This is a genomic window from Sphaerisporangium sp. NPDC049457, assembly GCF_055586705.1.
The window spans coordinates 35,173-57,654 of record NZ_JBVJHR010000003.1 but is presented as its reverse complement, the minus strand read 5'-3'; the positions used below and the strand labels follow the sequence as shown (position 1 = coordinate 57,654).

General features: G+C 69.8%; 15 protein-coding genes. 4 read left to right on the top strand and 11 right to left on the bottom strand.

Annotated elements, in window-relative coordinates; translation table 11 throughout:
- The first annotated feature begins 101 nt into the window (after window positions 1-101).
- Together ACZ6QO_RS06170 and fdhF are read left to right on the top strand one after the other, a co-directional pair.
- Window positions 102-1,775 carry an NADH-ubiquinone oxidoreductase-F iron-sulfur binding region domain-containing protein gene (locus ACZ6QO_RS06170; protein WP_465848171.1) on the top strand — a complete coding sequence of 558 codons (1,674 nt, stop codon included), beginning with the start codon at window positions 102-104 and terminating at the stop codon, window positions 1,773-1,775.
- 97 nt (window positions 1,776-1,872) lie between these two features.
- On the top strand, window positions 1,873-4,563 hold the full coding sequence (gene fdhF, locus ACZ6QO_RS06165) for a formate dehydrogenase subunit alpha (RefSeq protein ID WP_465848169.1): 2,691 nt from the start codon (window positions 1,873-1,875) through the stop codon (window positions 4,561-4,563).
- Between the two features lie 100 nt (window positions 4,564-4,663).
- Here the strand turns inward: fdhF and ACZ6QO_RS06160 are convergent, their stop codons facing one another.
- The 3 genes from ACZ6QO_RS06160 to ACZ6QO_RS06150 form a co-directional block, all read right to left on the bottom strand.
- Window positions 4,664-4,831, bottom strand: coding sequence for a CBS domain-containing protein (locus tag ACZ6QO_RS06160; RefSeq protein ID WP_465848167.1), 168 nt, complete (start codon window positions 4,829-4,831; stop codon window positions 4,664-4,666).
- Between the two features lie 21 nt (window positions 4,832-4,852).
- A complete protein-coding gene (locus ACZ6QO_RS06155; RefSeq protein ID WP_465848165.1) occupies window positions 4,853-7,690 on the bottom strand; it encodes a cation-translocating P-type ATPase in 2,838 nt (945 codons plus the stop codon).
- Window positions 7,691-7,773: 83 nt separating this feature from the next.
- Window positions 7,774-9,108 carry an NAD(P)/FAD-dependent oxidoreductase gene (locus tag ACZ6QO_RS06150; RefSeq protein ID WP_465848163.1) on the bottom strand — a complete coding sequence of 445 codons (1,335 nt, stop codon included), beginning with the start codon at window positions 9,106-9,108 and terminating at the stop codon, window positions 7,774-7,776.
- A gap of 257 nt (window positions 9,109-9,365) precedes the next feature.
- Between ACZ6QO_RS06150 and zwf the strand changes: the two genes are divergently transcribed.
- A complete protein-coding gene (gene zwf / locus ACZ6QO_RS06145; protein ID WP_465848161.1) occupies window positions 9,366-10,763 on the top strand; it encodes a glucose-6-phosphate dehydrogenase in 1,398 nt (465 codons plus the stop codon).
- Window positions 10,764-10,924: 161 nt separating this feature from the next.
- Here the strand turns inward: zwf and gnd are convergent, their stop codons facing one another.
- The 7 genes from gnd to ACZ6QO_RS06110 all read right to left on the bottom strand — a co-directional run bounded on the left by gnd (window position 10,925) and on the right by ACZ6QO_RS06110 (window position 19,431).
- The gene (gnd, locus tag ACZ6QO_RS06140) at window positions 10,925-11,959 is read right to left on the bottom strand and encodes a phosphogluconate dehydrogenase (NAD(+)-dependent, decarboxylating) (protein ID WP_465848159.1); all 1,035 of its coding nucleotides are present in this window, start codon (window positions 11,957-11,959) and stop codon (window positions 10,925-10,927) included.
- 112 nt (window positions 11,960-12,071) lie between these two features.
- The gene (gene tkt / locus ACZ6QO_RS06135; RefSeq protein WP_465848157.1) at window positions 12,072-14,138 is read right to left on the bottom strand and encodes a transketolase; all 2,067 of its coding nucleotides are present in this window, start codon (window positions 14,136-14,138) and stop codon (window positions 12,072-12,074) included.
- A 237-nt stretch (window positions 14,139-14,375) separates the two neighbouring features.
- A complete protein-coding gene (locus ACZ6QO_RS06130; RefSeq protein WP_465848155.1) occupies window positions 14,376-15,005 on the bottom strand; it encodes a TetR/AcrR family transcriptional regulator in 630 nt (209 codons plus the stop codon).
- Window positions 15,006-15,483: 478 nt separating this feature from the next.
- Window positions 15,484-17,340: a glycoside hydrolase family 15 protein gene (locus ACZ6QO_RS06125; protein WP_465848153.1), complete on the bottom strand. Its 1,857-nt coding sequence runs from the start codon at window positions 17,338-17,340 to the stop codon at window positions 15,484-15,486.
- A gap of 120 nt (window positions 17,341-17,460) precedes the next feature.
- Window positions 17,461-18,225, bottom strand: coding sequence for a DUF427 domain-containing protein (locus ACZ6QO_RS06120; protein WP_465848151.1), 765 nt, complete (start codon window positions 18,223-18,225; stop codon window positions 17,461-17,463).
- Between the two features lie 70 nt (window positions 18,226-18,295).
- Window positions 18,296-18,802 carry a peptide-methionine (S)-S-oxide reductase MsrA gene (gene msrA / locus ACZ6QO_RS06115; RefSeq protein ID WP_465848149.1) on the bottom strand — a complete coding sequence of 169 codons (507 nt, stop codon included), beginning with the start codon at window positions 18,800-18,802 and terminating at the stop codon, window positions 18,296-18,298.
- 164 nt (window positions 18,803-18,966) lie between these two features.
- Entirely contained in the window at window positions 18,967-19,431 is a 465-nt protein-coding gene (locus ACZ6QO_RS06110; protein ID WP_465848147.1) for a YkgB family protein, read from the bottom strand.
- Window positions 19,432-19,873: 442 nt separating this feature from the next.
- Between ACZ6QO_RS06110 and ACZ6QO_RS06105 the strand changes: the two genes are divergently transcribed.
- A complete protein-coding gene (locus ACZ6QO_RS06105; protein ID WP_465848146.1) occupies window positions 19,874-20,569 on the top strand; it encodes an HAD family hydrolase in 696 nt (231 codons plus the stop codon).
- Between the two features lie 80 nt (window positions 20,570-20,649).
- Here the strand turns inward: ACZ6QO_RS06105 and ACZ6QO_RS06100 are convergent, their stop codons facing one another.
- A complete protein-coding gene (locus ACZ6QO_RS06100; RefSeq protein WP_465848144.1) occupies window positions 20,650-21,957 on the bottom strand; it encodes a sensor histidine kinase in 1,308 nt (435 codons plus the stop codon).
- Window positions 21,958-22,482 lie beyond the last annotated feature (525 nt).

Genomic DNA, 22,482 nt, shown 5'->3' with positions numbered 1-22,482 from the left:
CATGGTGCGGCAGTGTCGAGAGCGGGCAGCGAAAGGCCAAAAGTCGCTCAAGCAGGGACTATGCGCGCAGCGGTGCCAGATGTCCTGCGCATGATGGGACTATGGAGGCGGAATGTCGATTCGACGCGTTTCGGGCGCTGGCCGACCGACGCGGGCGTCCTGGTGTCCGCCTGCTGCAGGATCTGGCCGATGCCGCCGCCGCTGCGCACGGCGGTCCGGAGCAGTGGGCTCCCGAAGTCGCCAGGCGCTTCGGTCTGCCCGCTGCGGCCGGCCTCGGCCCGGCCGGCTACTTCGCCGATCTGATGGCCCCGCACGCTCGCCGTCACGTCCGGGTCTGTACGGCCGCCGCGTGCTTCGCCGCGGGGCTGGGGCGTCACGAGGCGGAGGTCCAGGACGTGCTGGGCGTCGTCGCGGACAGCGCCGGACCAGGACAGGGGGTGTCGCTGCAGACGGTGCGCTGCCTGGGGTACTGCTACGCGGGCCCCGCGTGCCTCGACGGCGACACGCCATGCGCCGGCCTCGACGTCGCCGCCCAGTTGCGTGGTCGGGTAGCCGCTCGCGCTCCCGCCATCCCGGCCGCCGACGCGACCGGTGATCCCGTGGTGCTCGCCGGGATCGTCTCGGGACGGCCGTCGTGGCGGATATGGCCGGATACGGTGCGCGCGGGCGCGCCGGATCGGGTGCGAGCCGAGGTGGCGGCTTCTGGGCTGCGCGGACGGGGCGGAGCAGGCTTCCCGGTGGCGGCGAAGTGGGCCGCGGCCGGCGGCTCGCCGGAGACGGTCGTGGTGGCCAACGGCGACGAGGGTGATCCGGGGTCCTACGCCGACCGGCTGCTCATGGAGCTGGATCCGGAGCGGGTATTGGAAGGGCTGGCTCTAACCTGCTTCGCGTGCCGGGCCCGGACGGGTGTGGTGCTGGTGCGCTCGGAGTATCCACAAGCGCTGGCGCGAATGAGGCAGGCGACCGCGCGCGCCTACGAGGAGGGTCACCTGGGCCGGGCCGTGCACGGCACCGGGGCCGACCTGGACGTCCACGTCGTCCAGGGGGCGGGTTCCTATGTGGCTGGGGAGGAGACCGCGCTGATCGCCGGGCTGGAAGGCGGCCGGGGCACCGCCCGCCCGCGCCCTCCGTACCCCACTCGGCAGGGGCTCTGGGACGCCCCCACCGTGGTGAACAACGTCGAGACGCTGGCCGCTGTGCCATGGATCGTCCGGCACGGCGGGGCGGCCTACGCCCGGCGCGGCACGCCGGCCGAGACGGGCACCAAACTGGTGTGCCTGTCGGAGCGGTTCGCCCGGCCGGGCTGCTACGAGGTGGAACTGGGCACCCCGATCGCGCGAATCGTCACCGACCTGGGCGGAGGGCTCCGCAATGGCGCGGAACTGGCCGTGCTGCAGGTCGGTGGGCCGCTGGGCGGGTTCCTGGCTCCGGGCGAGCTGGACGTGCCGCTGACCGAGACGGCGCTGGCCGAACGTGGCGCCGCTCTCGGCCATGCGGGCCTGGTGGCCTTCGACCGGCGGCCGGCGGCCGAGGAGGTGCTCCGGCACGTGTGGAGGTTCGCCGCCGCGGAGAGCTGCGGGGCCTGCTCACCGTGCCGGGTGGGGTCGCGGCGCGGACTGGAGATCGTCTCCGGTGGCACGCCCGGAGAGGAGTACGCCCGCCTGCTGCACGTGATGGGCCAGGCGAGCTTGTGCGCGTTCGGCCGCCGGGTTCCGGCCGCGGTACGCAGCCTGGCCCGCGCGTACGGTGGCGAGCTGGCGGGTTGGGAGCTGTGAGCAAGGAGTACTCGCAGGTGGTCGCGGTCCGCGGAGGCGTCGTCTCCGGCGCCGTCCTTCCGCGAGCGCATGGCCCGGCCGAACGGCGGAGATCGCTGTGAGGGTCGAGGTCGACGGGCTGGTCGTCACGGTGACCGGCGGGGCGTCGCTGCTCGACGCGGTGCGGATGGCCGGCGTCGAGCTTCCCACGCTCTGTCATGACGATCGCCTCACTCCGGCGGGCTCCTGCCGGGCCTGCCTGGTGCGGGCGGACGGAAATGTGCTGGCCGCCTGCGTGACCCCCGCCACCGACGGCACCCGGATCGAGGTCGCGCGCGATGACCTGCGCACGCTGCGGCGCCAGGCCGTCGAGGTGATCGTCTCCGCCCTTCCGCCCCGCGCGCTCGACGGCGGCGCCGAAGCCGGCGAGCTGGCCCTCGTCTGCCAGGCGCTGGGCATCGCACCGGAGACCGCGCAGGGGGAGGGCGGCCGAGGTCGTGACGACAGCCATCCCTACGTGCACCTGGACCGGGACCTGTGCATCGCCTGCGGGCGGTGCGTACGGATGTGCGCCGAGGTCCAGGGCACCTTCGCCCTCACCCTGACCGGGCGGGGCGCGGACACCGTCGTCGCCCCCGGCACCGGCGGGGCGTGGATCGACTCCGACTGCGTCGCCTGCGGCGGCTGCGTGGACACCTGCCCCTCGGGCGCCCTCACCGAGCCCGGCCTGCCGGTCGGCGCGTCGCGGACGGCGCCGGCTCGCACTCGCACCACCTGCGGTTACTGTGGGGTCGGCTGCTCCCTGGAGGTGCTGATCCGCGACCGCGAGATCGTGGCGGTCCTGCCCGATCGCGATGGTCCGGTCAACCAGGGTCACGCGTGCGTCAAAGGCCGCTTCGCGCACGGCTTCGTCACCTCGCCCGACCGGCTGACCAGGCCCCTGCTGCGACGGTACGGCCGGTTGGAGCCCGTGTCGTGGGCGGAGGCGCTGGAACACGTCGCCCGCGGCATGCGCGCCGCGGTCGCCGAGGGCGGCCCGGACGCGGTGGCGGCGATCTCCTCCGCCCGGGCGACCAACGAGGAGAACTACCTGGTGCAGAAGTTCATGCGTGTGGTGATCGGCACCAACAACGTGGACAACTGTTCCCGGCTGTGCCACTCGCCCTCGGCGGCCGGGCTGAGCGCCTCGTTCGGTCTGCCGGGCGGCACCGACGTCTTCGACGAGGCGGAGAACGCCGACTGCCTGCTGGTGGTGGGCGCCAACCCGGCCGAGGCGCACCCGGTGATCGGGGCGCGGCTGCTCCAGCGCGCGCTCCGCGGGGCGCGCCTGGTCGTCGCCGACCCTCGTGCCGTCGGCCTCGCCGGGTACGCCGACGTCCACCTTCGGCCCCGCCCCGGCACCAACGTCGCCCTGTTCCACGGACTGGCCCACGTCCTGCTCGCCGAGAACTTGATCGACCGGGACTTCCTGCGCGAGCACGCCACTGGTCTGCGAGAGCTCACCGAGTTGCTCGCCGCCTATCCACCTGATCGCGTGGCCGCGATCACAGAAGTCCCCGCGGACGGCCTCGTCGCCGCCGCTCGCCTCTACGGCCGGGCGGAGCGCCCGGCGATCTTCTACGGGCTCGGCGTCACCGAGCACCTGCACGGCACCGACGGCGTGCGCGCCCTGGCCAACCTGGCCGTCCTGCGCGGCGCCGTCGGCCCCGGCGCCGGGTACGGGGTGAACCCGCTACGCGGTCAGAACAACGTGCAGGGGGCCTCCGACATGGGCGCTCTCCCCGACGTCCTGCCCGGCTACCAGAAGGTGGGCGACCCGGCCGCACGGGCGAGGGCGGCCGGGGTGTGGGGTGTTCCGGTGCCGGAGCGGCCCGGCCTGCGCATCCCGGAGATGTTCGCCGCGGCACGCGCGGGAAGCCTACGCGCGTTGTGGGTGATCGGCGAGGACATCTGCGCGACCGACCCCGACGCCAACCGCGTGGCCGAAGCACTGGACACCTGCCCACTCGTGGTCTGCAACGAGCTGTTCCCGTCGGAGACCGCCCGTCGCGCCGACGTCGTGCTCCCGGTCGCGTCCTGGCTGGAGAAGGACGGCACCTTCGTCAACTTCGACCGCCGCTTCCAGCGGGTGCGGCCCGCACTCGACCCTCCCGGCGAGGCACGGCCCGACTTCGCCGTCGTCCACGCCCTCGCCGCGGCCCTCGGCGCCGATCTGGAGTGCCGTACGCCGGCCGAGGCGCTGGCCGAGTGCGGACGAATCGCTCCGGTCTTCGCCGGGCTGACCCATGAGCGACTGGACCGGGAAGCCGCCGTGCCGTGGCCCTGCCCGAACCCCGGCAGGCCAGGCGAGGCGCGGCTGTATCGCGAGCGGTTCGCCACCCCCGACGGGCTGGCTCATCTGGCCTGCCCTCCCTACCTGCCGTCGGGGGAAACGCCGGACGACCACTATCCGCTGGTACTGGTCACCGGCAGGCGCTGGGCGCATTACAACTCCGGCAGCATGACCCGGCGTACGGACGATCTTCGCCTCGAAACGGTCGATCTCCTCGATCTCCATCCCTCCGACGGCGCACGGTACGGCCTGCGCGACGGTGATCCGGTCACCGTTGAGAGCCGTCACGGTCGGGCCGTCCTCGTCGCGAAACTCAGCGAGGAGACGGTCCCCGGCCAGGCGTTCTGCGCCTTCCACTTCCCCGAGAGCGGGGTCAACACCCTCACCTCCAGCCACTCCGACACGGTCACGGCATGCCCGGAGTACAAGGTCACCGCGGTACGGGTGAGCCGCCGCGCGGGAGTGAGCTCCACTTGACGGAAGGGAGCGAGCCGTGGGAATCGGGGGAGCGCCGCCTGACGAAATGGCCGTTGCCGAGCGCGCACAACGTCTCCCGCCGCATCTCCTCGGCAGGCGGTCATAGACGAGCGTCCACGGGTTCACCAGACGTTCTTTCGGAGATGACGCCGATCACGTGTCCCTCGCCATCGACCACCGGCAGAGCGCTGACATCGTGGTGGACGAGCACCTCGGCCACGTCCTTGAAGGGTGTGCCGCCCTTGACGGAGGCGACCTCGGTGGTCATGACGTCCCGCACCTTCTTGGCTCACTTCTGGAACGGACCGCATGAGTGGGTCGGCGATCGGGGTGAGTGTTCCCCCACGTAACGCATCCACCATCGGCGGAGTTCGTCGGCACCCCAGACGATCAGCGGGAACGGGACGACGAAGGCCAGCATGTCCAGAGTCAGCGGCGCGGTGCCGAGCAGTGCCTGAAACGGGGGCGCGTAGATCAGGACGGCGGCGAGCACCAGTTCGAACCCGATGCCCCACAGCAGCAGCGGGTTGGACGTGACACCGATGGACCGCAGGGACGCGCGTTCGGCGCGGGCGGCGAACGCCGTGCCGATCTGGCCGGCGATCAGGCCGAGGAACGTCATCGTGGTCGCCTGACGGTAGGCGTGGTGCAGCGGGCTGCCGGGGCTGGTAGGCGCGCCGGGATGCCATCCGGCCCGCAGCAGCACATAGAAGAACCCGGCCATGGAAAGGACGGCGCAGATCACGCCGAGGAAGAGCCAGGCACGCAGCAGCATCGGCAGGCGGACGACGCTTTCGGAGCGGTCGCGCGGGGGGCGCCGCATGAGGCCGGGTTCGGGGGGTTCACGCCCGAGCGCGAGAGCAGGCAAGGTCTCGGTGCCGACGTCGAAGGCCAGCAGTTGCAGCACTGTCAACGGCAGCGGCACTGCGCCGCCGGCCAGGGCGAACACCAGGAAGGGCACGACCTCCGGAGTGGTGTGCGCGAAGATGTAGCAGATGAACTTGCGGATGTTGTCGTAAACCCGCCGCCCTGCCTTGACCGCGGCGACGATGGTGGCGAAGTTGTCGTCGGTGAGCACCAGGGTGGCGGCCTCGCGGGCGACGTCGGTGCCTGAGCGCCCCATGGCGACCCCGATGTCGGCCCGGCGCAGCGCGGGTGCGTCGTTGACCCCGTCGCCGGTCATCGCGACCACGTGTCCCTCGGCCCGCAGCGCGTCGGCGATGCGCAGCTTGGCCTCGGGCGAACTGCGAGCGAAGATCAACTGACGGTGCTCGCGCAGCAGCGCGTCGAGCTCGTCCTCGCTCATCCGGTCGAGCCGATCTCCGGTGACCACCATCGGACGGCCGCTCACGATGCCCACCTGGGCGGCGACCGCGGCGGCGGTCAGTGCATGATCACCGGTGACGACGATGATGCGGATGCCCGCGGTGTGGCAGCGCGCGACCGCCTCGGCGACCTCCGGTCGAGGCGGGTCCTGCATGGCCACCAGCCCGAGCAGGGTCAGCTCCCGTTCGGCCTGGTCACGTCTTACCGGCAGGTTGCCGGAGCAGGATTGGGGGGGCGTGATGGGAGGGCGCGCCGCACTGTGCGGACCATGCCGGTCCGGCCGTGCGACCTCCAGGCGTCGAGCGGCCACCGCCAGCACACGCAAACCCTGCCCCGCGTACGAGTCGACGAGCTGTTCGATGACCCCGCGTCGCGCCGCCGTGATGGGTGCTGCCGTTCCGTCGCTCTCCATGATCGTGGTACAGAGTGGGAGCACCACCTCGGGAGCTCCCTTGGTGTGCACCCACACCCCGTCGTTCCGCTCATCAAGGGTCGACATCAGTTTCAGTACCGGGTCGAAGTGGAACTGGCGCAGCCGTCGCGGCGATCGGCCCGCAGCGTCAGGGGCGCCTGCCAGCGCAATGGCGGCCTCGAGCATGGCCACCTCTGTCGGGTCGCCGAGCAGGGCGCCTGCGGGGCCGATTTGGGCGTTGTTGCACAGTGTCATGACGGCCACCAGGTCGCCGAGCACTGGATCGGCACGTGGAGTCCGGGTCTGGGCGTTGGTCAGGTCGTGGGTTTCCGCAGCGGTCCAGACCATGGTGACGCGCATGTGGTTCTCGGTGAGCGTGCCGGTCTTGTCGGTGCAGATCACGCTTGTCGCCCCGAGGGTCTCCACCGCGCTGAGCCGTTTGACGACCGCCCCCCGCCGCACCAGCCCGCGCACTCCCAGCGCCAGTGCCAAGGTGATCACTGGCAGGAGGCCCTCCGGCACGTTGCCGACCAGCAGCCCCACCGCGAAAATGACCGCGTCACCCAGCGGCAGGTGTGCGCCCAACATCGCCAGCGGGACGAATGCGATCCCCAAGGCGATGGCGATCGCAGCGATGAGCCACGCCACCCGGCGGACCTGGAACTCCAGCGGGCTTTCCTCCCGTTCGAGGCGCTCCGACAGCGCCGCGACCCGTCCCAGCTCCGTCCGCATGCCGGTCGCGAAGACCACCGCCCGCGCCTCGCCCTCGGTGCAGGTAGATCCGGATAACACCAGGTCCCGGGCTTGCAGCAGCCCCGCGCGGGTGTCGGCGAGGTCCGCGGCGCGGTACACGGGCATCGCCTCGCCGGTAAGCGTCGACAGGTCCACCTCGATGCCGCCGTCGAGCAGTCGCGCGTCCGCCGAGATCCGATCGCCCTCCTCGATCACCAGGACGTCGCCCGGGACCAGTTCGATGGCCGGCAGTACTCGTACGCGTCCGTCGCGCAGCACCCTGGCCTGTGCCGGTAGGTAGGCGGCGAGTGCTTCGACCGCGCGCTCGGCCTGGACCTCCTGGACGAACGCGAACACCGCGTTGATCATGATCACGACGAGGATGGCCACCGCGACCGCCGCGATCCCCGCCACCCAGGCCAGGACCGCCGCCATCCACAGCAGCAACGCCAGCGGATGGGTCAACTGCCGCAGCAGCTCTTGTGGCCAACGCCGGCCGCCACGGCGGCGAAGCTGGTTCGGACCGTAGTGAATCAGCCGCCGCGCGGCCTCCCGGGAGGAAAGCCCTGACCGGGCGCTGCGCAGGTCACGCAGCAGCAACTCCATCCGCTCGGTCGGGTCGACCCTCTGATCTGCTTCCTCCCCTGGCCCGTTCATAACCCGTCCCTGCCCCCGACGCCTGGACCATCGCGCAGACCCTCGCCTTGGTGCGCCCCGTCCAGATCAAGGGAACAATCCCGTCATCTCGATCGGCCTTCGGTCAGATGCGCCGAACGGTGATCTGAGGCCGAGTGCGGTGGGGTTTCAAGGGCGAGCCCGCGTATGGCGGAGCGGGTGACGGTTCGCTCGGAGCGGCCGCCGCCGCCGAAGGTGACCGCCCAGTCCAGCAGTGAGGAGAGCCTGTTACGGAAACCGACGAGGTAGATGAGATGGACCAGCAGCCACATCAGCCAGGCCGGGAAGCCGGCAAGCCGGAGCCGGCCGACGCTGGCCACGGCGCTGAATCGGGCGACGACGGCCATGCTGCCCCTGTCTCGGTAACGGAACGGGCGCCGGGTCGGCGCGCCGTGCAGCTTCCGCAGAATCTCGGCGGCCGCGTGCCGCCCGCTTTGTATCGCGACCTGAGCCACCCCGGGCAGACCCGCCAGGGACATCATGTCCCCGACGACGAATACCTCGGGATGACCGGGCAGGCTGCAGTCGGGTTCGACGGCGATCCGGCCCGCACGGTCGAGTTCCGCACCGCATTGGGCGGCCAACTGGGCGCCGAGCGGTGAGGCGGTCACTGCGGCGGCCCAGACCTTGGACATGGCCCCGATGCGGGACCGCGTGCCGTCCGCGGCGACGACGTCCACGCCCTGCTCGTCCACGCCGACGACCTTGGTGCCCGTCCGTAGCTGCACGCCCACGCGCCGAAGCTCGCGCGCGGCCTTGCCGGACAGGCGCTCGCCGAATGCGGGCAGCACTCTTGGACCCGCCTCACAGAGAATGACACGGCTGCGGGCCGGATCGATGGTGCGGAACTCCCCGGGGAGAGTACGACGGGTCAGCTCCGCGATCTGTCCGGCGATCTCCACCCCGGTCGGGCCACCGCCGATCACCACGAAGGTCTGCCACCGTTCGATCATCGCCGGGTCGGTTTCCAGCTCCGCGAGCTCGAACGCGCCGAACAGGCGCCCGCGCAGCGCGAGCGCTTCATCGATCGTCTTCAGGCCGGGGGCGTGTTGGGCGAAGTCGTCCCGGCCGAAGTACGAACAGCCGGATCCCGCAGCGACGATCAGGCTGTCATAGGGCGTGACCGTGGTCTTTCCCGGCGTAGTGGACGTGACGGTACGGGCGGCGAGGTCGATCCGTGTGACGTCGCCGGTCAGCACGCGGACGTTGTGCTGCCGTCGCAGCACCTCACGCGTTGCCGGCGCGATCGATCCCTCTGACAGAATCCCCGTGGCCACCTGATACAGCAGCGGCTGAAACAGGTGATACGCGGTGCGCGAGATCATGGTCACCTCGACAGGCGCCCGGCCGAGCTCCCGCACCGCGAACAGCCCGCCGAATCCCGAGCCGACCACGACCACGCGATGTGTCCTGTGTTGTTCGTGCACGGCAGCCCCCCTGGCGACGCCGGTGGTGGCCCGCCCTGCGTCAATCGGCCGTACGATCCGATGTCCCGTGTTGATCGCGGACGGGCGGGTTCATGCGATGGCTCGTGGGTATGCGTATGACCGGGCCGCCTGACCGCGCATGTAGCTCTGCACCGAATATGCCCAGATATACCCAGTCGCGCCGACCGTTAGGCGTCGAGGCACGCCCAGTGCCCCGAGTTGGGGGAATCATGGATATTCCGCGAGGGCAGGTCCTGGTGCTGTACGGCATCGCCGGGGACCTCGCCAAAAAGATGATCATTCCAGCGCTGTATCGGCTCACCGCCCGCGGCGTACTCGACATCCCGGTCATCGGCGTGGATCGCGGGCCACAGGAGCCGGGCGCGTTGCGCGAGCACGTGCGCGACAGCGTCGCCGCCGCCTGCGGCCGGGTCGATGAGGAGGTGTTCGGCGCGTTCGTCGACAGGCTCGTTCCGTTGACCGGCGACGTCACCGAACCAGGCCTGTATTCGCAGATCGCGCGCCACATCCCCGACGACGCGTTCGCGGTCCACTACCTGGCCGTACCCCCCGCACTGTTCGGGCCGATCGCCGAACGGCTGACCGCCGCGGGGCTGAACGCCCGCGGGCGGCTGGTGGTGGAGAAACCGTTCGGCCACGACCTCGCCTCCGCGCGGCGGCTCAACACCGCGCTGCACCGGTACTTCCCGGAGGAGCGGCTGCTGCGGGTTGATCACTTCCTCGGTAAAGAGATGGTGCAGAACCTGGTGGCGTTCCGCTTCGCCAACAGCCTGCTGGAGCCGATCTGGAACCGCGATCATGTCGACTCCGTGCAGATCACGATGGCCGAGGCGTTCGACGTCGCCGGCCGGGGTGCGTTCTACGACGCGGTGGGCGCCGTCCGCGACGTCCTGCAGAACCATCTGCTGCAGGTCCTGGCGTACCTGACCATGGACCCTCCGTCCGACCACAGTCCAGAAAGCGAACGTGGCGAGAAGCGGCGGCTGATGTGTGCGATCCGCGCGATCGATCCGGAGGACATGGTGCGCGGCCAGTACGCCGGCTATCTCGACACCCCGGGCGTCGCCGCCACGTCGACCACCGAGACCTACGCGGCGGTGCGGCTGTGGATCGACAACTGGCGCTGGACCGACGTGCCGTTCCTGATCAGAACCGGCAAGGCCCTCGCGGCCACGACCACCGAGATCGCGGTACGGCTCCGCCGCCCACCCCGCATGCTGTTCGCCTCCGGCAAGGCCGAACGTCCGCAACCCAACGCCGTGCGTTTCTGCCTGGAACCCGATCCCGGAGTGACGTTCGAACTGCTCGCCAAGGCACCCGGACAGGCCGACGCGGTTCGCGAGGTGCCGGTGTCGGTCGGCTTCGGCGGCGAGCTCGGTCACGTGGAGAGCGCGTACGAACGCATCTTCACCGATGCGCTCTCCGGCGACCCGCGCCACTTCGCCCGCCAGGACACCGTGGAGGAGCAATGGCGCATCGTCGATCCCATCCTCGACGCCGAATCCACGCCGAAGTGTTACGAACGTGGCAGCTGGGGGCCCTCCAGCGCCGACCGGCTCACCGAAGAGGGCCGCTGGCTCCCCACCGTCGTCCGCCCCTCCACTTGATCGTTTCGGTGTTCCGGACGTCGTTCCGCGGCCGAATGAGAATGAGGTCGTCCTCGTCCTCTGTGCCGATCAGGACAAGCTGATGGCGATCGTGGCCGAACTCGGCGAACAGGAGAAGCGGGCGCACCACACGCCGATCCGGCTGGCCGAGGAGTGGCCGTTCAGACGCGGTCCTTCTTCTCCGCGTGACCGCCGAATTCGGCTCGCATCGCCGACAGCGCCGCGTCGGAGAAGCGGCCGAGCCCACGCGAGCAGAACCGCTCGAACAGGGCCGCGCCGATCACGGGCGCGGGCACGCTCTCCTCGATCGCGGCGATCAGCGTCCAGCGGCCTTCGCCTGAGTCCGAGACACGCCCGCGGAAGTCCGCAAGCTCCGGAGACCGGGCCAGCGCGTCGGCCAGCAGATCGACCAGCCACGAAGCCACCACCGACCCGCGACGCCACACCTCCGCCACTTCGGCGACGTCTATGTCGTACCGGTAGGCATCGGAATCGCGAAGCGGTGCGGTCTCGGCGTCGACGGTCTGTTCCTTCGCCCCCGCGTCAGCGTGCCTGATGATGGACAGGCCCTCGGCGATCGCGGCCATCATCCCGTACTCGACACCGTTGTGGACCATCTTCACGAAATGCCCGGCGCCGTACGGGCCGCAATGCAGGTAGCCATGCGGGGCGGTGCCGTCGCGGGTCCGTCCCGGCGTCGGCTCCGCGGTTCCGGTGCCGGGAGCGATGGTCGCGAAGATCGGGTCGAGTCGCTCGACGGGCTCGTTCTCGCCGCCGATCATCAGACAGTAGCCGCGTTCCAGCCCCCACACCCCGCCGGAGGTGCCGCAGTCGATGTAGTTGAGTCGCTTGGCGGCGAGCTGGTGGGCCCGTGTGATGTCGTCGCGGTAGTAGGAGTTGCCGCCGTCGATCACCGTGTCGTCTGCGTCGAGTACCTCGACGAGCTGGTCGAGCGTGGATTGCACGATCCCGGCGGGAAGCATCAGCCACACGGTCCGGGGCCGCTCCAGCTTGCCCGCGAGATCGCGGAGCGACGTGGCGCCGGTCGCGCCCTCGGTCTCCAGAGCGGTGACCGCGTCTTCGTCGACGTCGTAGACGACGCAGTCGTGCCCGTCGCGGATCAGCCGGCGGACGAGGTTGGCACCCATCCGGCCCAAACCGACCATGCCCAGTTGCATGGGTCTGTCCGTTGCCATGGTTCCCCCAAGTGGTCGTCTCTAGGTCTGCTTCAACCTCCAGTAGTCGCGGATCAGCGCGTTCGTCGACGTGTCGCGGGCGAGCCGCGGCTGGGTTTCGTCGGTGAGTTCATCACCCTTGAGCGAGCCGCCCATCGGCATCCTCCTTGCGCCTTCTCACCAGCTCGCGGGCCGTCTGGGACACCATCTCCGGGGTGAAGCCGAACTTGGAGAGGAGCTGCTTGAGCGGCGCGGACGCACCGAAGGTGTGCATGCCGACGATGGCGCCGCCGGGACCCACGTACCGGTCCCAGCCCAGCGTCGATGCCTGCTCGATGCCCACCCGGGCGGTCGCCTCCGGTGGCAGAACCCGGTCGCGGTACTCAGGCGGCTGCCGGTCGAACAGTTCCCAGCACGGCATGCTCACCACCCGCGCGCCGATGCCTTCGGCGGTCAGCTCCTCCCGTACGGCGACCGCCAGCGCCACCTCCGAGCCGGTGGCGAGCAGGATGACATCGATCTGCCCGTCCGGGGCGTCCGCGAGCACGTACGCGCCCTTCGCGACGCCTTCGGCGCCGCTCAGCCGTGACCGGTCGAATGTGGGAAGCGGCTGCCGGGACAGAACGAGCGCGGCCGGCTCCCGGCGCAGCCCGGCGACGATACGCCAAGTCTCGACGACCTCGCTCGCGTCGGCCGGCCGGAAGACCAGCAGCCCGGGCATGGCACGTAGGGAGGCGAGCTGCTCGACCGGCTGGTGCGTGGGACCGTCCTCGCCGACGCCGATGGAGTCGTGGGTGAAGATGTGCACGACCGGCAGCTCCATCAGCGCGGACAGCCGGATCGCGCCTCGGGCGTAGTCGGAGAAGATCAAGAATGACGACCAGTACGGGCGGAGCTTGGTCAGCGCCATGCCGTTGGCGACCGCCGCCGCGGCGTGCTCCCGGACCCCGAAGTGGAAGTTGCGGCCGCTGCGATCATCGGATTGGAAGTCCCCGGCGAAGGTCAGGCGGGTCTTGGTCGAGGGTGCCAGATCCGCCGAACCGCCCAACAGCCACGGCACGGCCTCCGCCACCGCGTTCAGCACCTGCCCGGACGACGCACGGGTTGCCAGCCCCTTCGGGTCGGGCGGGAACGACGGCAGCGCGTCCTGCCAGCCGTCCGGCAACTCCCGGCGCTGGATGCGCTCGATCTCCTCGGCCAGCGCCGGGTAGAGGTTCGCGTACTCCTTGAGACGCCCCTCCCAGACGGCGCGGGCCTGCGCTCCCCGCCGCCCCACCCCCTCGGCGAACCAGTCGTACGCCCCATCGGGGATGAAGAACTCGGCGTCCGGTGGCATGCCGAGGAAACGCTTGGTCGCCCTGACCGCATCGGCGCCCAACGGCTCGCCGTGCACCCGCGGTGAGTTCTCAAGCGGTGAGCCGTAGCCGATGTGGCTGTGGACGACGATCAGCGTCGGGCGCTCGTGCTCGGCCTTGAACGACTGCAGCGCACGGGCCACCTGGTCGACGTCGTTCGCGTCCGAGACGGTCGCGACGTTCCAGCCGTATGCGATGAAGCGCGCCGCGACGTCCTCGGTGAAGGTGATGCCGGTATGGCCTTCGATGGTCACCCGGTTGGAGTCGTAGATCCAGCACAGGTTGGACAACCGCTGGTGCCCGGCGAGGGAGGCGGCCTCGCCGGAGATCCCCTCCATCATGCAGCCGTCGCCCGCCAACGCGTAGACATCGAAATCGAACAGCGGGAAACCATTCCGGTTGTACCGCGCCGCAAGCCACTGGCCGGCCATCGCCATGCCCACCGACATCGCCACACCCTGGCCGAGCGGTCCGGTCGTCGCCTCCACCCCGCTCGTCCAGCGGTACTCCGGGTGGCCCGGAGCATGGGAGTCGAGCCGGCGGAACGTCCGCAGGTCATCAAGGGTGACCGCGGGCCGGCCGAGCACCTCGTAGTCGGAGTTCACGGCGCGAACACCGGTCAGGTGCAGCAACGACCACAACAGCGCCGAAGCGTGCCCCTCCGACAGCACGAACCGGTCCCGGTTCGGCCAGATCGGATCGGACGGATCGAACCGCAAGAACCGCTGCCACAGCGTGTAGGCCACCGGTGCGATATCCATCGGCGTACCGGGGTGCCCCGACTCGGCCCGCTGGATCGCATCCAAACACAGGCCGCGGATCGTGTTGATGAACAAAGCGTCCATAACTCCCCCTGCTCAGCAGGCTATCAGCAGCCAAAGATCCAGGTCAGCGGCGGCTGTCGTGGCGAGCAGGTCGTCGTCCGGCAACACACACCCGATCGGGTACGGCGCCGGCGCGGCGGGATCCGCCCGCTGGGCGACCTGGCTGAGCTGCTCGCCGACGGCGACGAAGCCGGACGGTCGGCGGTAGCTTGCGCGGGCTTCGGGACATGGCCCTTCGCTCCGTCCGCGCACACGCCGTCATGCCGTGAGGAACGACTTCACGTGGTCAAGCGCCATATCGAGGGCGATCTCCATCGGCTTGACGTCATGCGCGGCCTCAGCGAGGAGGTAGCCGCCTTGCAAGGCGGCCATCAGACCCGTGGCAAGCTTCTCCGGGTCGGCATCCGGCTTGAGCAGGCCGCTGTCCCGCATTCGCCGCAGGCCGGCGGCGAGCAGCCCTTCCCATTCCAGGAACGACTCGGCGAGCGTGGCGCGGGCCTGGTCGTCATGGTCGGCGAGCTCGCCGACCAGCGAGCCGAGCGAACAGCCGTAGGCGCCGTTCTGCAACGCGTTTCGCTGCACCAGCGCGTTGCGCCAGCGGACCAGGCCGCGGAACGACTTCAGGCGCTGAAGGTGGCCGCGTTCACGCTCGAGGACCTGCGCGGCGCGCGCCGCGACGACGGCGCGGACCAGCTCCTCCTTGTCCGGGAAGTGGTTGTAGAGCTGGGACTTGCTGGTGTTGCTCGCGGCCCGGACGTCGTCCAGCGTGGTCGCGTTCACGCCTTTCATGTACATCAGCTCGACAGCGGCCGCCACGATGCGCGCGCGGGTGGCAGCTCCACGTGGCGTCAGCCTCGGCCCCGGCTGTGCGTTCTCCGGCCTGCTCACAGGCTTCAGGCTACCCTGTTCGATCATAGCCGCCGCCGCCGCATGGACTATACGGTCCGCCTCGGCCACCTGATCTGCCTCTAGCTCGGCATCCCGGCGGGGCAGACGGGCTGCTGTGTCGCGGGGAGCCGCGATTCCACCGCCATCCGTGCTTCCACTCGGCCGGATGTGGCGCCCACCCATGGCGACGGCATCGTCAGCGAGGGACCCGGTGATGAGGTTCACCGCGGCGAGGACGGGGTCGCCCGCAGGTCGGCGTCAACCAACTGGACTATAGTGTCCAGATAATATTGGCGTGGCATCGATCGAGGGCCTCCGCAGGCATCGGCGGGTTAGCATACCAGCGGTATGTCTGACAGTCGTGGTGATACGCCCTCGTCTGGTGGGGTGCCTGGGACCGGCACCCTATTGGACGATATAGTCTCGCGTTGACGACGAGCAGCGGCATGGCGCCGTGCCGGCGAACTCGGCGGTGACCTCACGCCATCCGATCATCGCCGTTCCCGCGGCCGGCCCGCGCGGTCCGTTCGGCCTCGTCAATGGCCCAGGCGGCGTTGATGAGCCCGATGTGGCTGAACGCCTGCGGGAAGTTGCCGAGCAACGCGCCGCTCGCGGGGTCGACCTCCTCCGACAACAGGCCCACATCGTTGGCGTACGCGGCGGCTAGCTCGAATGCCTCCCTGGCCCGGCCCACCTGCCCGGACATGGCGAGCGCCTGCGCCAGCCAGAACGAGCACAGCAGGAAGGTGCCCTCCTCGCCGGCGAGGCCGTCGATGCCGTCCATGGTGCGGTAGCGGTAGACCAGGCCCTGGTCGTCGGTGAGCCGGTCGGCGACGGCGTCGATCGTGGAAAGCACCCGCGGGTCACTCGCGGGAAGGAAGCCGACGATCGGCACCATGAGGGCGCTGGCGTCCAGTTCGTTCGAGCCGAGGGCCTGCGTGAACGCTCCCACCCGGTCGTTCCAGCCCTCGCGCAGCAGGGTTTCGCGGATCTCGGCGCGGGTCCGCCGCCAGGACTCGACACGCTCCTGCGCCCGTAGGAGGCCGGCGAGGGCGATGCCGCGGTCCAGCGCCACCCAGCACATGAGCTTGGAGTACAGGAAGTGCCGCGGCTCCCCGCGTATCTCCCAGATGCCGTGGTCCTTCTCCACCCAGCGCTCGGCAGCGGTGTCGGCACAGACGAGGAGGAAGCGCCGGACGTCGTCGTCGATGTCGCCGATCTGCCGTTCGAGGCGCATGGCCGCATCGAGCAGCTCGCCGTACACGTCGATCTGCCGCTGGCTCCACGCGCCGTTTCCGACGCGTACCGGTCGGCTGCCGCGCCAGCCGCGCAGGTGCGGAAGGGTGCGCTCGCTCAGGTCGTGCTCGCCGCGGACGCTGAACATGATCTGCAGCGCGCGGTCCTTGCCCAGGGACGGGGCGGCGGTGGTGAGGAAGGCGAAGAAGTCGCTCGCCTCGTCGGGGCAGGCCGCGACCCACAGGGCGCCCATGGTCAGTGACGCGTCCCGTACCCAGGTGTAGCGGTAGTCCCAGTTGCGTTCGCCGCCGGGCCATTCGGGCAGCGATGTCGTGGCGGCCGCGACGATCGCGCCGCTGGGCTGGAAGGACAGCGCCTGCAGCACCCGCCCGCTGTGGTGCACCAGGTCGCGCCACGGACCGTCGTAGCCCTGGTGGAGGCTGGACCACGACTGCCAGGCGATGATCGTGTCGTCCAGCCGGGCCGCGAGTTCCGCCTGGCCCCACACCCGCGCGGGAGTCTCCTGCAGCGTCGAGCGGTGCATCCCGAAGTGCAGTGTCTCGCCCTCTCGCACCGTGAACACGCCGTATCCGGTGCAGTCGCCGATGCCGAGGGGGACCGGCGTGGTCAACACGAGCCACTCGGCGCCGCCACGGGCGGTCACACCGCCGTCGACGACGGACAGGATGGGATAGATCAGGCCGTACTCCGGCCGGGGCCGGTACTCGATCTCCATCGGCACCTCGCCGCCGATGCCGGACACCCGTCGGGCGAGCAGGTGCGGCACCCCGGCGCCGAGCCGGTGGCCGCCGTCGTCCGGGCCGGTGAGCAGGGCGTCGGTGAGGACGACCGTGCCCCTTCCGGTGCGGAAGGTGGTCTCCAGCACCATCGTCCCCGGTAGGTAGCGGCGCGTCGTCTCATACGGGACGGCCGGGCGGATCGCCCAGTGCCCGGCCTCGTCGTCCAGCAGGCGGGCGAAGACGGACGGCCCGTCGAACCGGGGGAAGCACAGCCACTCGGCCGATCCATCCCTGCTGATCAGGCCGGCGGAATGGCGATCGGACACCAACGCGAGGTCGGCGATGGGTGTGGTGCTCATCAGCACTGCCTACCCGGCGAGGACGACGATGTTACGCATGGGCCGGAAAGTCGCGGTAAAGGCATGAAAACGGAGTGCTCCGCCCGCCCGACGTGAAGATCACGTTCCTCAGGCGACACATCAGGAGAAGTGCGTGTCCGGCCGCGGGATCTCGGTGCCGTCGACGAAGAGGTCGACCTTCTCGTTGTAGAAGCAGACCAGGCCCTTGATCGGGTCGAGCGCCGCGGTCGGGAAGTCGTAGGTCCAGGCCAGGTCCTGGTGCAGGGTGTCGTTCACGCGCACCGACCAGTAGCCGCTCGTGCGGCCCTTGTACGGGCACCCGGTGACCGTGCTCGTGGGCACCAGCCTCATGAAGTCGACGTCGGTGCGGTTGAAGTAGTAGCGCGTCGGCAGGCCGGTTTCGAACAGCAGCACCGGCGACGACGACTCGGCGAGCGTGTGGCCTTCGAGGGCGACGCGCACGTGCCGGGTCGAGCGCAGGGCGTCGACGCGCGTGTACGGGTTGCGCGGGTGGACGAAGATCCGCTCGTCCTCCTCGAACCACGCGTCGAGGGCGTCCCACTCGAACCGGACGTGATCGGCGAGTCCCGCGACGGCGTCCTCGCCGTAGAGGCGGGCGGCGGCGGGCCGCACCTCGTCCCCGACCTTGAGGGACTGGCGGCGCGCGGTGCCGCGCTTGAGCCGCTCCGGGTGGCCCTCGTCGACGAGCACGCCCGGCGTCACGTCCTCGGCCGGGATGTAGAACTGCGGGTAGTACGGCCATTCCCACACGTACTTCGCGCGGGTCGTGTCGAGCACCGTCGCCCCGCCGGTCACGGCGCGGACCCGCCGCGGGACGGGCTCGACGTGGCCGATCGCGGCGATCGCCTCGGGGTAGTCACGCATGGGCTCACCTCGCTCACGTTTTCCCCGATACGGGCCGGCGCGCGGACTCGGGGTTCGCGCGCCGGACATATCAGGCCGTCGCCCGCTTCGGGAGCTTCCACCCGGGACGGGGGAAGTGGCAGGTGTAGCCGTTGGGATAATTCTGCAGGTAGTCCTGGTGCTCGGGCTCGGCCTCCCAGAAGTCGCCCGCCGGGGTGACCTCGGTGACGACCTTGCCGGGCCACAGGCCCGAGGCGTCGACGTCGGCGATGGTGTCCTCGGCGACCCGCTTCTGCTCGTCGCTGGTGTAGAAGATCGCCGAGCGGTAGCTGGTGCCGATGTCGTTGCCCTGGCGGTTCTTCGTCGAGGGGTCGTGCACCTGGAAGAAGAACTCGAGCAGCGCGCGGAAGTCGGTCTCCTCGGGGTCGTAGACGACCTCGATGGACTCGGCGTGGCCGCCGTGGTCGCGGTAGGTGGCGTTCGGGACGTCGCCGCCGCTGTAGCCGACGCGCGTGGACACGACGCCGGGCTGGTGGCGGAACAATTCCTCCATGCCCCAGAAGCAGCCGCCCGCGAGGATCGCCTTTTCGGTGGTCACGTCGTCTCCTTACTTGTCGCCGGCGTCACTCGTGAACAGGGTGCGGTATTCGCAGCCGACGTGCAGGTACAGACGTTCCACGGGCCGGTTCTATTCCCAACGGACGGCCGCTTGCGCGGTGTCGCTCCAGAGCCGAACCCGGTCGAGGGCCTCTGGGCCCTGAGCTACCGGCGCTCGGCGGCGTGCAGAGCGTCCGCGGCCGTCAGCAAGGAGGCTCCGAGGAGCACGACGTCCTTCACCAGGAACTGCCCGACGAGGGACAGCTTCGGTTCCCCGCGTGTCTCTTGCCACGCCCCGGGCGTCGTAGCCAGAAAGCTGAGGGTGGTGGCGAACATGCCGACGGTGGCGAGGCTGCCGAGGGCTGACGCTCTCGGCGCGATCGGTTTCGCTCCGATCAACGAGCCCAGAACGATCTCAGTGACGCCGATCAACCTGGCGACCTTCTTCTCCCCCAGTCTGGCGATGAGCCACGAGAGCGGAGGGCTTGAGGTCACGAGGGGACGAATATTTTCTACCTCGTAGTCTTCGAATTTTATTCGCCCGATCTCCAGAAGGTTTATCGCAAGTCCATATCGAATAGTTGAAATACCCACGGTATGCACTATTTCGCCGAGGCGGCGCATTTCCATGAAATCCTCGCCTAAAGTCGGTTATATCGCCCAGTGTAGGACTCGAAACATCAACCAAGGCTCAGTATGAGGTCATACTTCACCATCGGTGTCGAGGTCACCGCCTATTGCCGCTACGCGGTGCTTCGGGGCCGGCTCTTCAAGCGGGCACGAGACAGTTCGCCTTCGTGCCCAACCTCAGGTTCAGCCCGGGGCGGTGGCCGCAATGGTGTCTCTGGTGCACGCGGCTAAAGTGGGTATGAGACCAGTGACGGTGTACGCCGAGGCATCCGGCCGGCGGCGCCGGCCGGTCGAGAACATGCGAGCGGTGGGCTCCCGCGCGGGAATGGCCGCAGTCGGAGGAGCGTGAACTACTCATGGCCGATCAGGCGAACCAGCTCGCCATGGTGCGCAGCGGGATCGAGCACGGCGACTTCGGTGGGCACGCGGAACGGCCGGCCAGATGAACACCTTCGATCACCGTCGCCTGGCCCTGCTGTTCGACATCGACGGCACCCTGATCACCACCGGCGGGGCCGGTGCCCGGTCGTGGCTCCTGGCCTTCGACAAGCTGTACGGCATCCCCGCCGACATCGGCAGGTTCACCGACACCGGCATGACCGACCCCGACGTGGGCCGTAAGACCTTCGAAGCGGTACTGGGCCGCAAGCCCGAACGGCACGAGTTCGCCAAACTCCTGGAACGCCGCCTGCACTACCTGCGCCGAACCGTGGAGGAGTCCGAAAACTACCAGGTGTTGCCCGGCGTCGAGGACTTGCTGACCGGGCTGGTCGACAAGGGCTACCTGGTCGGCCTGATCACCGGCAACCTGGAGACCGCCGCGCACATCAAGCTGCACCGCGCCAACCTGAACCGGTTCTTCTCCTTCGGTGGCTACGGCTCAGACTCCAACGACCGCGCCGAGGTGACCCGCATCGCGTTGCGCCGGGCCTCCCTGGTCTACGGCGAGGACCTGGACCTGGACTGCTGCCTGGTCATCGGCGACACCCCCCACGACGTGGCGGGCGCGCACGCGGCCGGGGTCGCCTGCGTCGGGGTGGCCAGCCACAAGTTCAATTCCGCCCAACTCGCCGAGGCCAAGGCCGACTGGGTCATCGAGTCCCTCGAAAACGGTCTGCCCAAGGAGGCCCTGGAATGAGCGCGGCCGTCGAGCGGCTCTTCCCGCCGTACGCGCCGTCCGGCTAATGCGCTTATCTGGAATTGCGGCTTTGGCGCGGGTCAGGCGCCCGCCTCCCGATGTGCCTGGCGGGACCTGCGTTGACGAGGCAGCCACAGCACGAACCTGGCCCCACGTGGCGAGTCCTCGACTGTGAGGGTGCCGTGGTGGTTGTGCGCGATGTCACGTGAGATGGCCAGGCCGAGCCCGCTCCCGCCGGGGTCGCGGCGGCGGCCGTCGTCGAGGCGGACGAACCGTTCGAAGACGCGTTCGCGCTGCGCCGGCGGGATACCGGGCCCGTCGTCGGTCACCGTGACCGCGACCCCGTCGCCGGACGGCTCGACGCTGACCTCCACAGCGGACTCGGCGTGCCGCAGAGCGTTGGCCAGGAGGTTGTCCAGCACGCGGATCAACTGCATGCGCGAGCCGCGGATCTCCAGCCCGGCGGGTGCGTGGACGTTGATCGGCACGGACGACGACTGCGCGCTCACCTCGGCGGCGACGAGTTCGCCGAGATCGATCTTCTCCAGGGGCAGCGGATCGGCGGCCTGGAGACGGGCGAGCAGCAGCAGGTCGTTGACGATCGCCTCCAGCCGGTTGGCGGTGGTCAACGCGCTCTGGAGCGCGTCATGGGCGTCGACGTCGTCCGGGTAGAACAGCGCCTCCTCCAGTTGCGTGCGCAGCCCGGCGATCGGGGTGCGTAACTCGTGACTTGTCGTGGTGGCGAACTGGCGCAGTCGCTCCACCGCACCCTCAAGCCGGCTGAGGGTCTGGTTGGCGGTGGTGGCGAGCCGGCTGATCTCGTCGTTGCCCCGCGGTCTCGGGACGCGCAGGCTGAGGTCGCTCACCGTGATCTGGGAGATCTGGGCCCTGATCGCCTCGACGGGACGCAGCGCGCGCCCCACCAGCATCCATGCGGTCCAGACCGCGATGCCGGTGACCAGGACGATCCCGGCCGCGATGGCGTACTCGAGCTGATGGGTGGCCAGCAGGTCCGGCTCCAGGATGCCGGCGTAGACGACGCCCGCGTCCGGCGCCGGAGTCAGGCGGATGGCCTGCAGCAGGATGCACCGCTCGTTGGGCGGGCACGCGCGGTACGGCTGGAAACGGGCGTCGGGCGGCGGCAGGAGCCGGCTCAACGGCACGGTCGCGGAGGCCTCCCGGCTGGAGTTCAGGACCCGGTGATGGACGTCCACGACCTGGATGAGGTCGATGGGTGGGCTGGCGGGTATCGGTCGTGGCACCGTGCCGTCGCGGGCGACCGGGCTCCACTGGCCCGCCACCTGCTCGGCCAGGCGCAAGGCGTCGAACTGGACGCGGGAGCGGATCGCCAGGTCCAGTGTCGCGCCGAGCACCACAAGGACGCTCATTGCGAACAGTGCCGCGATGAGGGTGCACCGAGTCCGGACGGAGCACGTGGGTCGGCATGGAAGGAGCGGCATGCCACCTCGACAGGTCAGAAGCCGCCGAACCCATGCGCGACCGGCGCCCAGCGATATCACGTCGGTCATATGCCTTCACCAGCCGCTCGGCACGGTGTCGAGTGGTTCCCGCCAGGACTTCGCGAATCGGTCGTGAGGCCGCCGTCGTAGTCGTCGGTGTCCGCGTCGTCGCTCATGACAGTGTCGGCTCCTTTGCTGGCGGAGGCCCAATGGATGGGGTGTCGTGGGTGGGGTCTTGGTCCCGATATGGGACTATATGGTCCATTACACCCTCCTGCAAAATCTCGGACTGTCGATCTGACCCGCCCGTGACACCGGGCCGGATCGGTCACCGCGTCCGCGAGATGACGCTGTCTCCAGCGCGGCCTGGCGCTCTACTCTGTCGAACCCGCTCTTCCCTTCCGATGGCTGGAAGCAGGTGGGATGGCGCACGGGGCCGACCCGCATATGGGC

Coding starts and splice junctions, on each gene's coding strand:
- ACZ6QO_RS06170 (WP_465848171.1), top strand. CDS start 102: ATGGAGGCGGAATGTCGATTCGACGCGTTTCGGGCGCTGGCCGACCGA.
- ACZ6QO_RS06160 (WP_465848167.1), bottom strand. CDS start 4,831: ATGACCACCGAGGTCGCCTCCGTCAAGGGCGGCACACCCTTCAAGGAC.
- ACZ6QO_RS06155 (WP_465848165.1), bottom strand. CDS start 7,690: ATGAACGGGCCAGGGGAGGAAGCAGATCAGAGGGTCGACCCGACCGAG.
- zwf (WP_465848161.1), top strand. CDS start 9,366: ATGGATATTCCGCGAGGGCAGGTCCTGGTGCTGTACGGCATCGCCGGG.
- gnd (WP_465848159.1), bottom strand. CDS start 11,959: ATGGCAACGGACAGACCCATGCAACTGGGCATGGTCGGTTTGGGCCGG.
- tkt (WP_465848157.1), bottom strand. CDS start 14,138: ATGGACGCTTTGTTCATCAACACGATCCGCGGCCTGTGTTTGGATGCG.
- ACZ6QO_RS06125 (WP_465848153.1), bottom strand. CDS start 17,340: ATGAGCACCACACCCATCGCCGACCTCGCGTTGGTGTCCGATCGCCAT.
- ACZ6QO_RS06120 (WP_465848151.1), bottom strand. CDS start 18,225: ATGCGTGACTACCCCGAGGCGATCGCCGCGATCGGCCACGTCGAGCCC.
- ACZ6QO_RS06110 (WP_465848147.1), bottom strand. CDS start 19,431: ATGGAAATGCGCCGCCTCGGCGAAATAGTGCATACCGTGGGTATTTCA.
- ACZ6QO_RS06105 (WP_465848146.1), top strand. CDS start 19,874: ATGAACACCTTCGATCACCGTCGCCTGGCCCTGCTGTTCGACATCGAC.
- ACZ6QO_RS06100 (WP_465848144.1), bottom strand. CDS start 21,957: ATGAGCGTCCTTGTGGTGCTCGGCGCGACACTGGACCTGGCGATCCGC.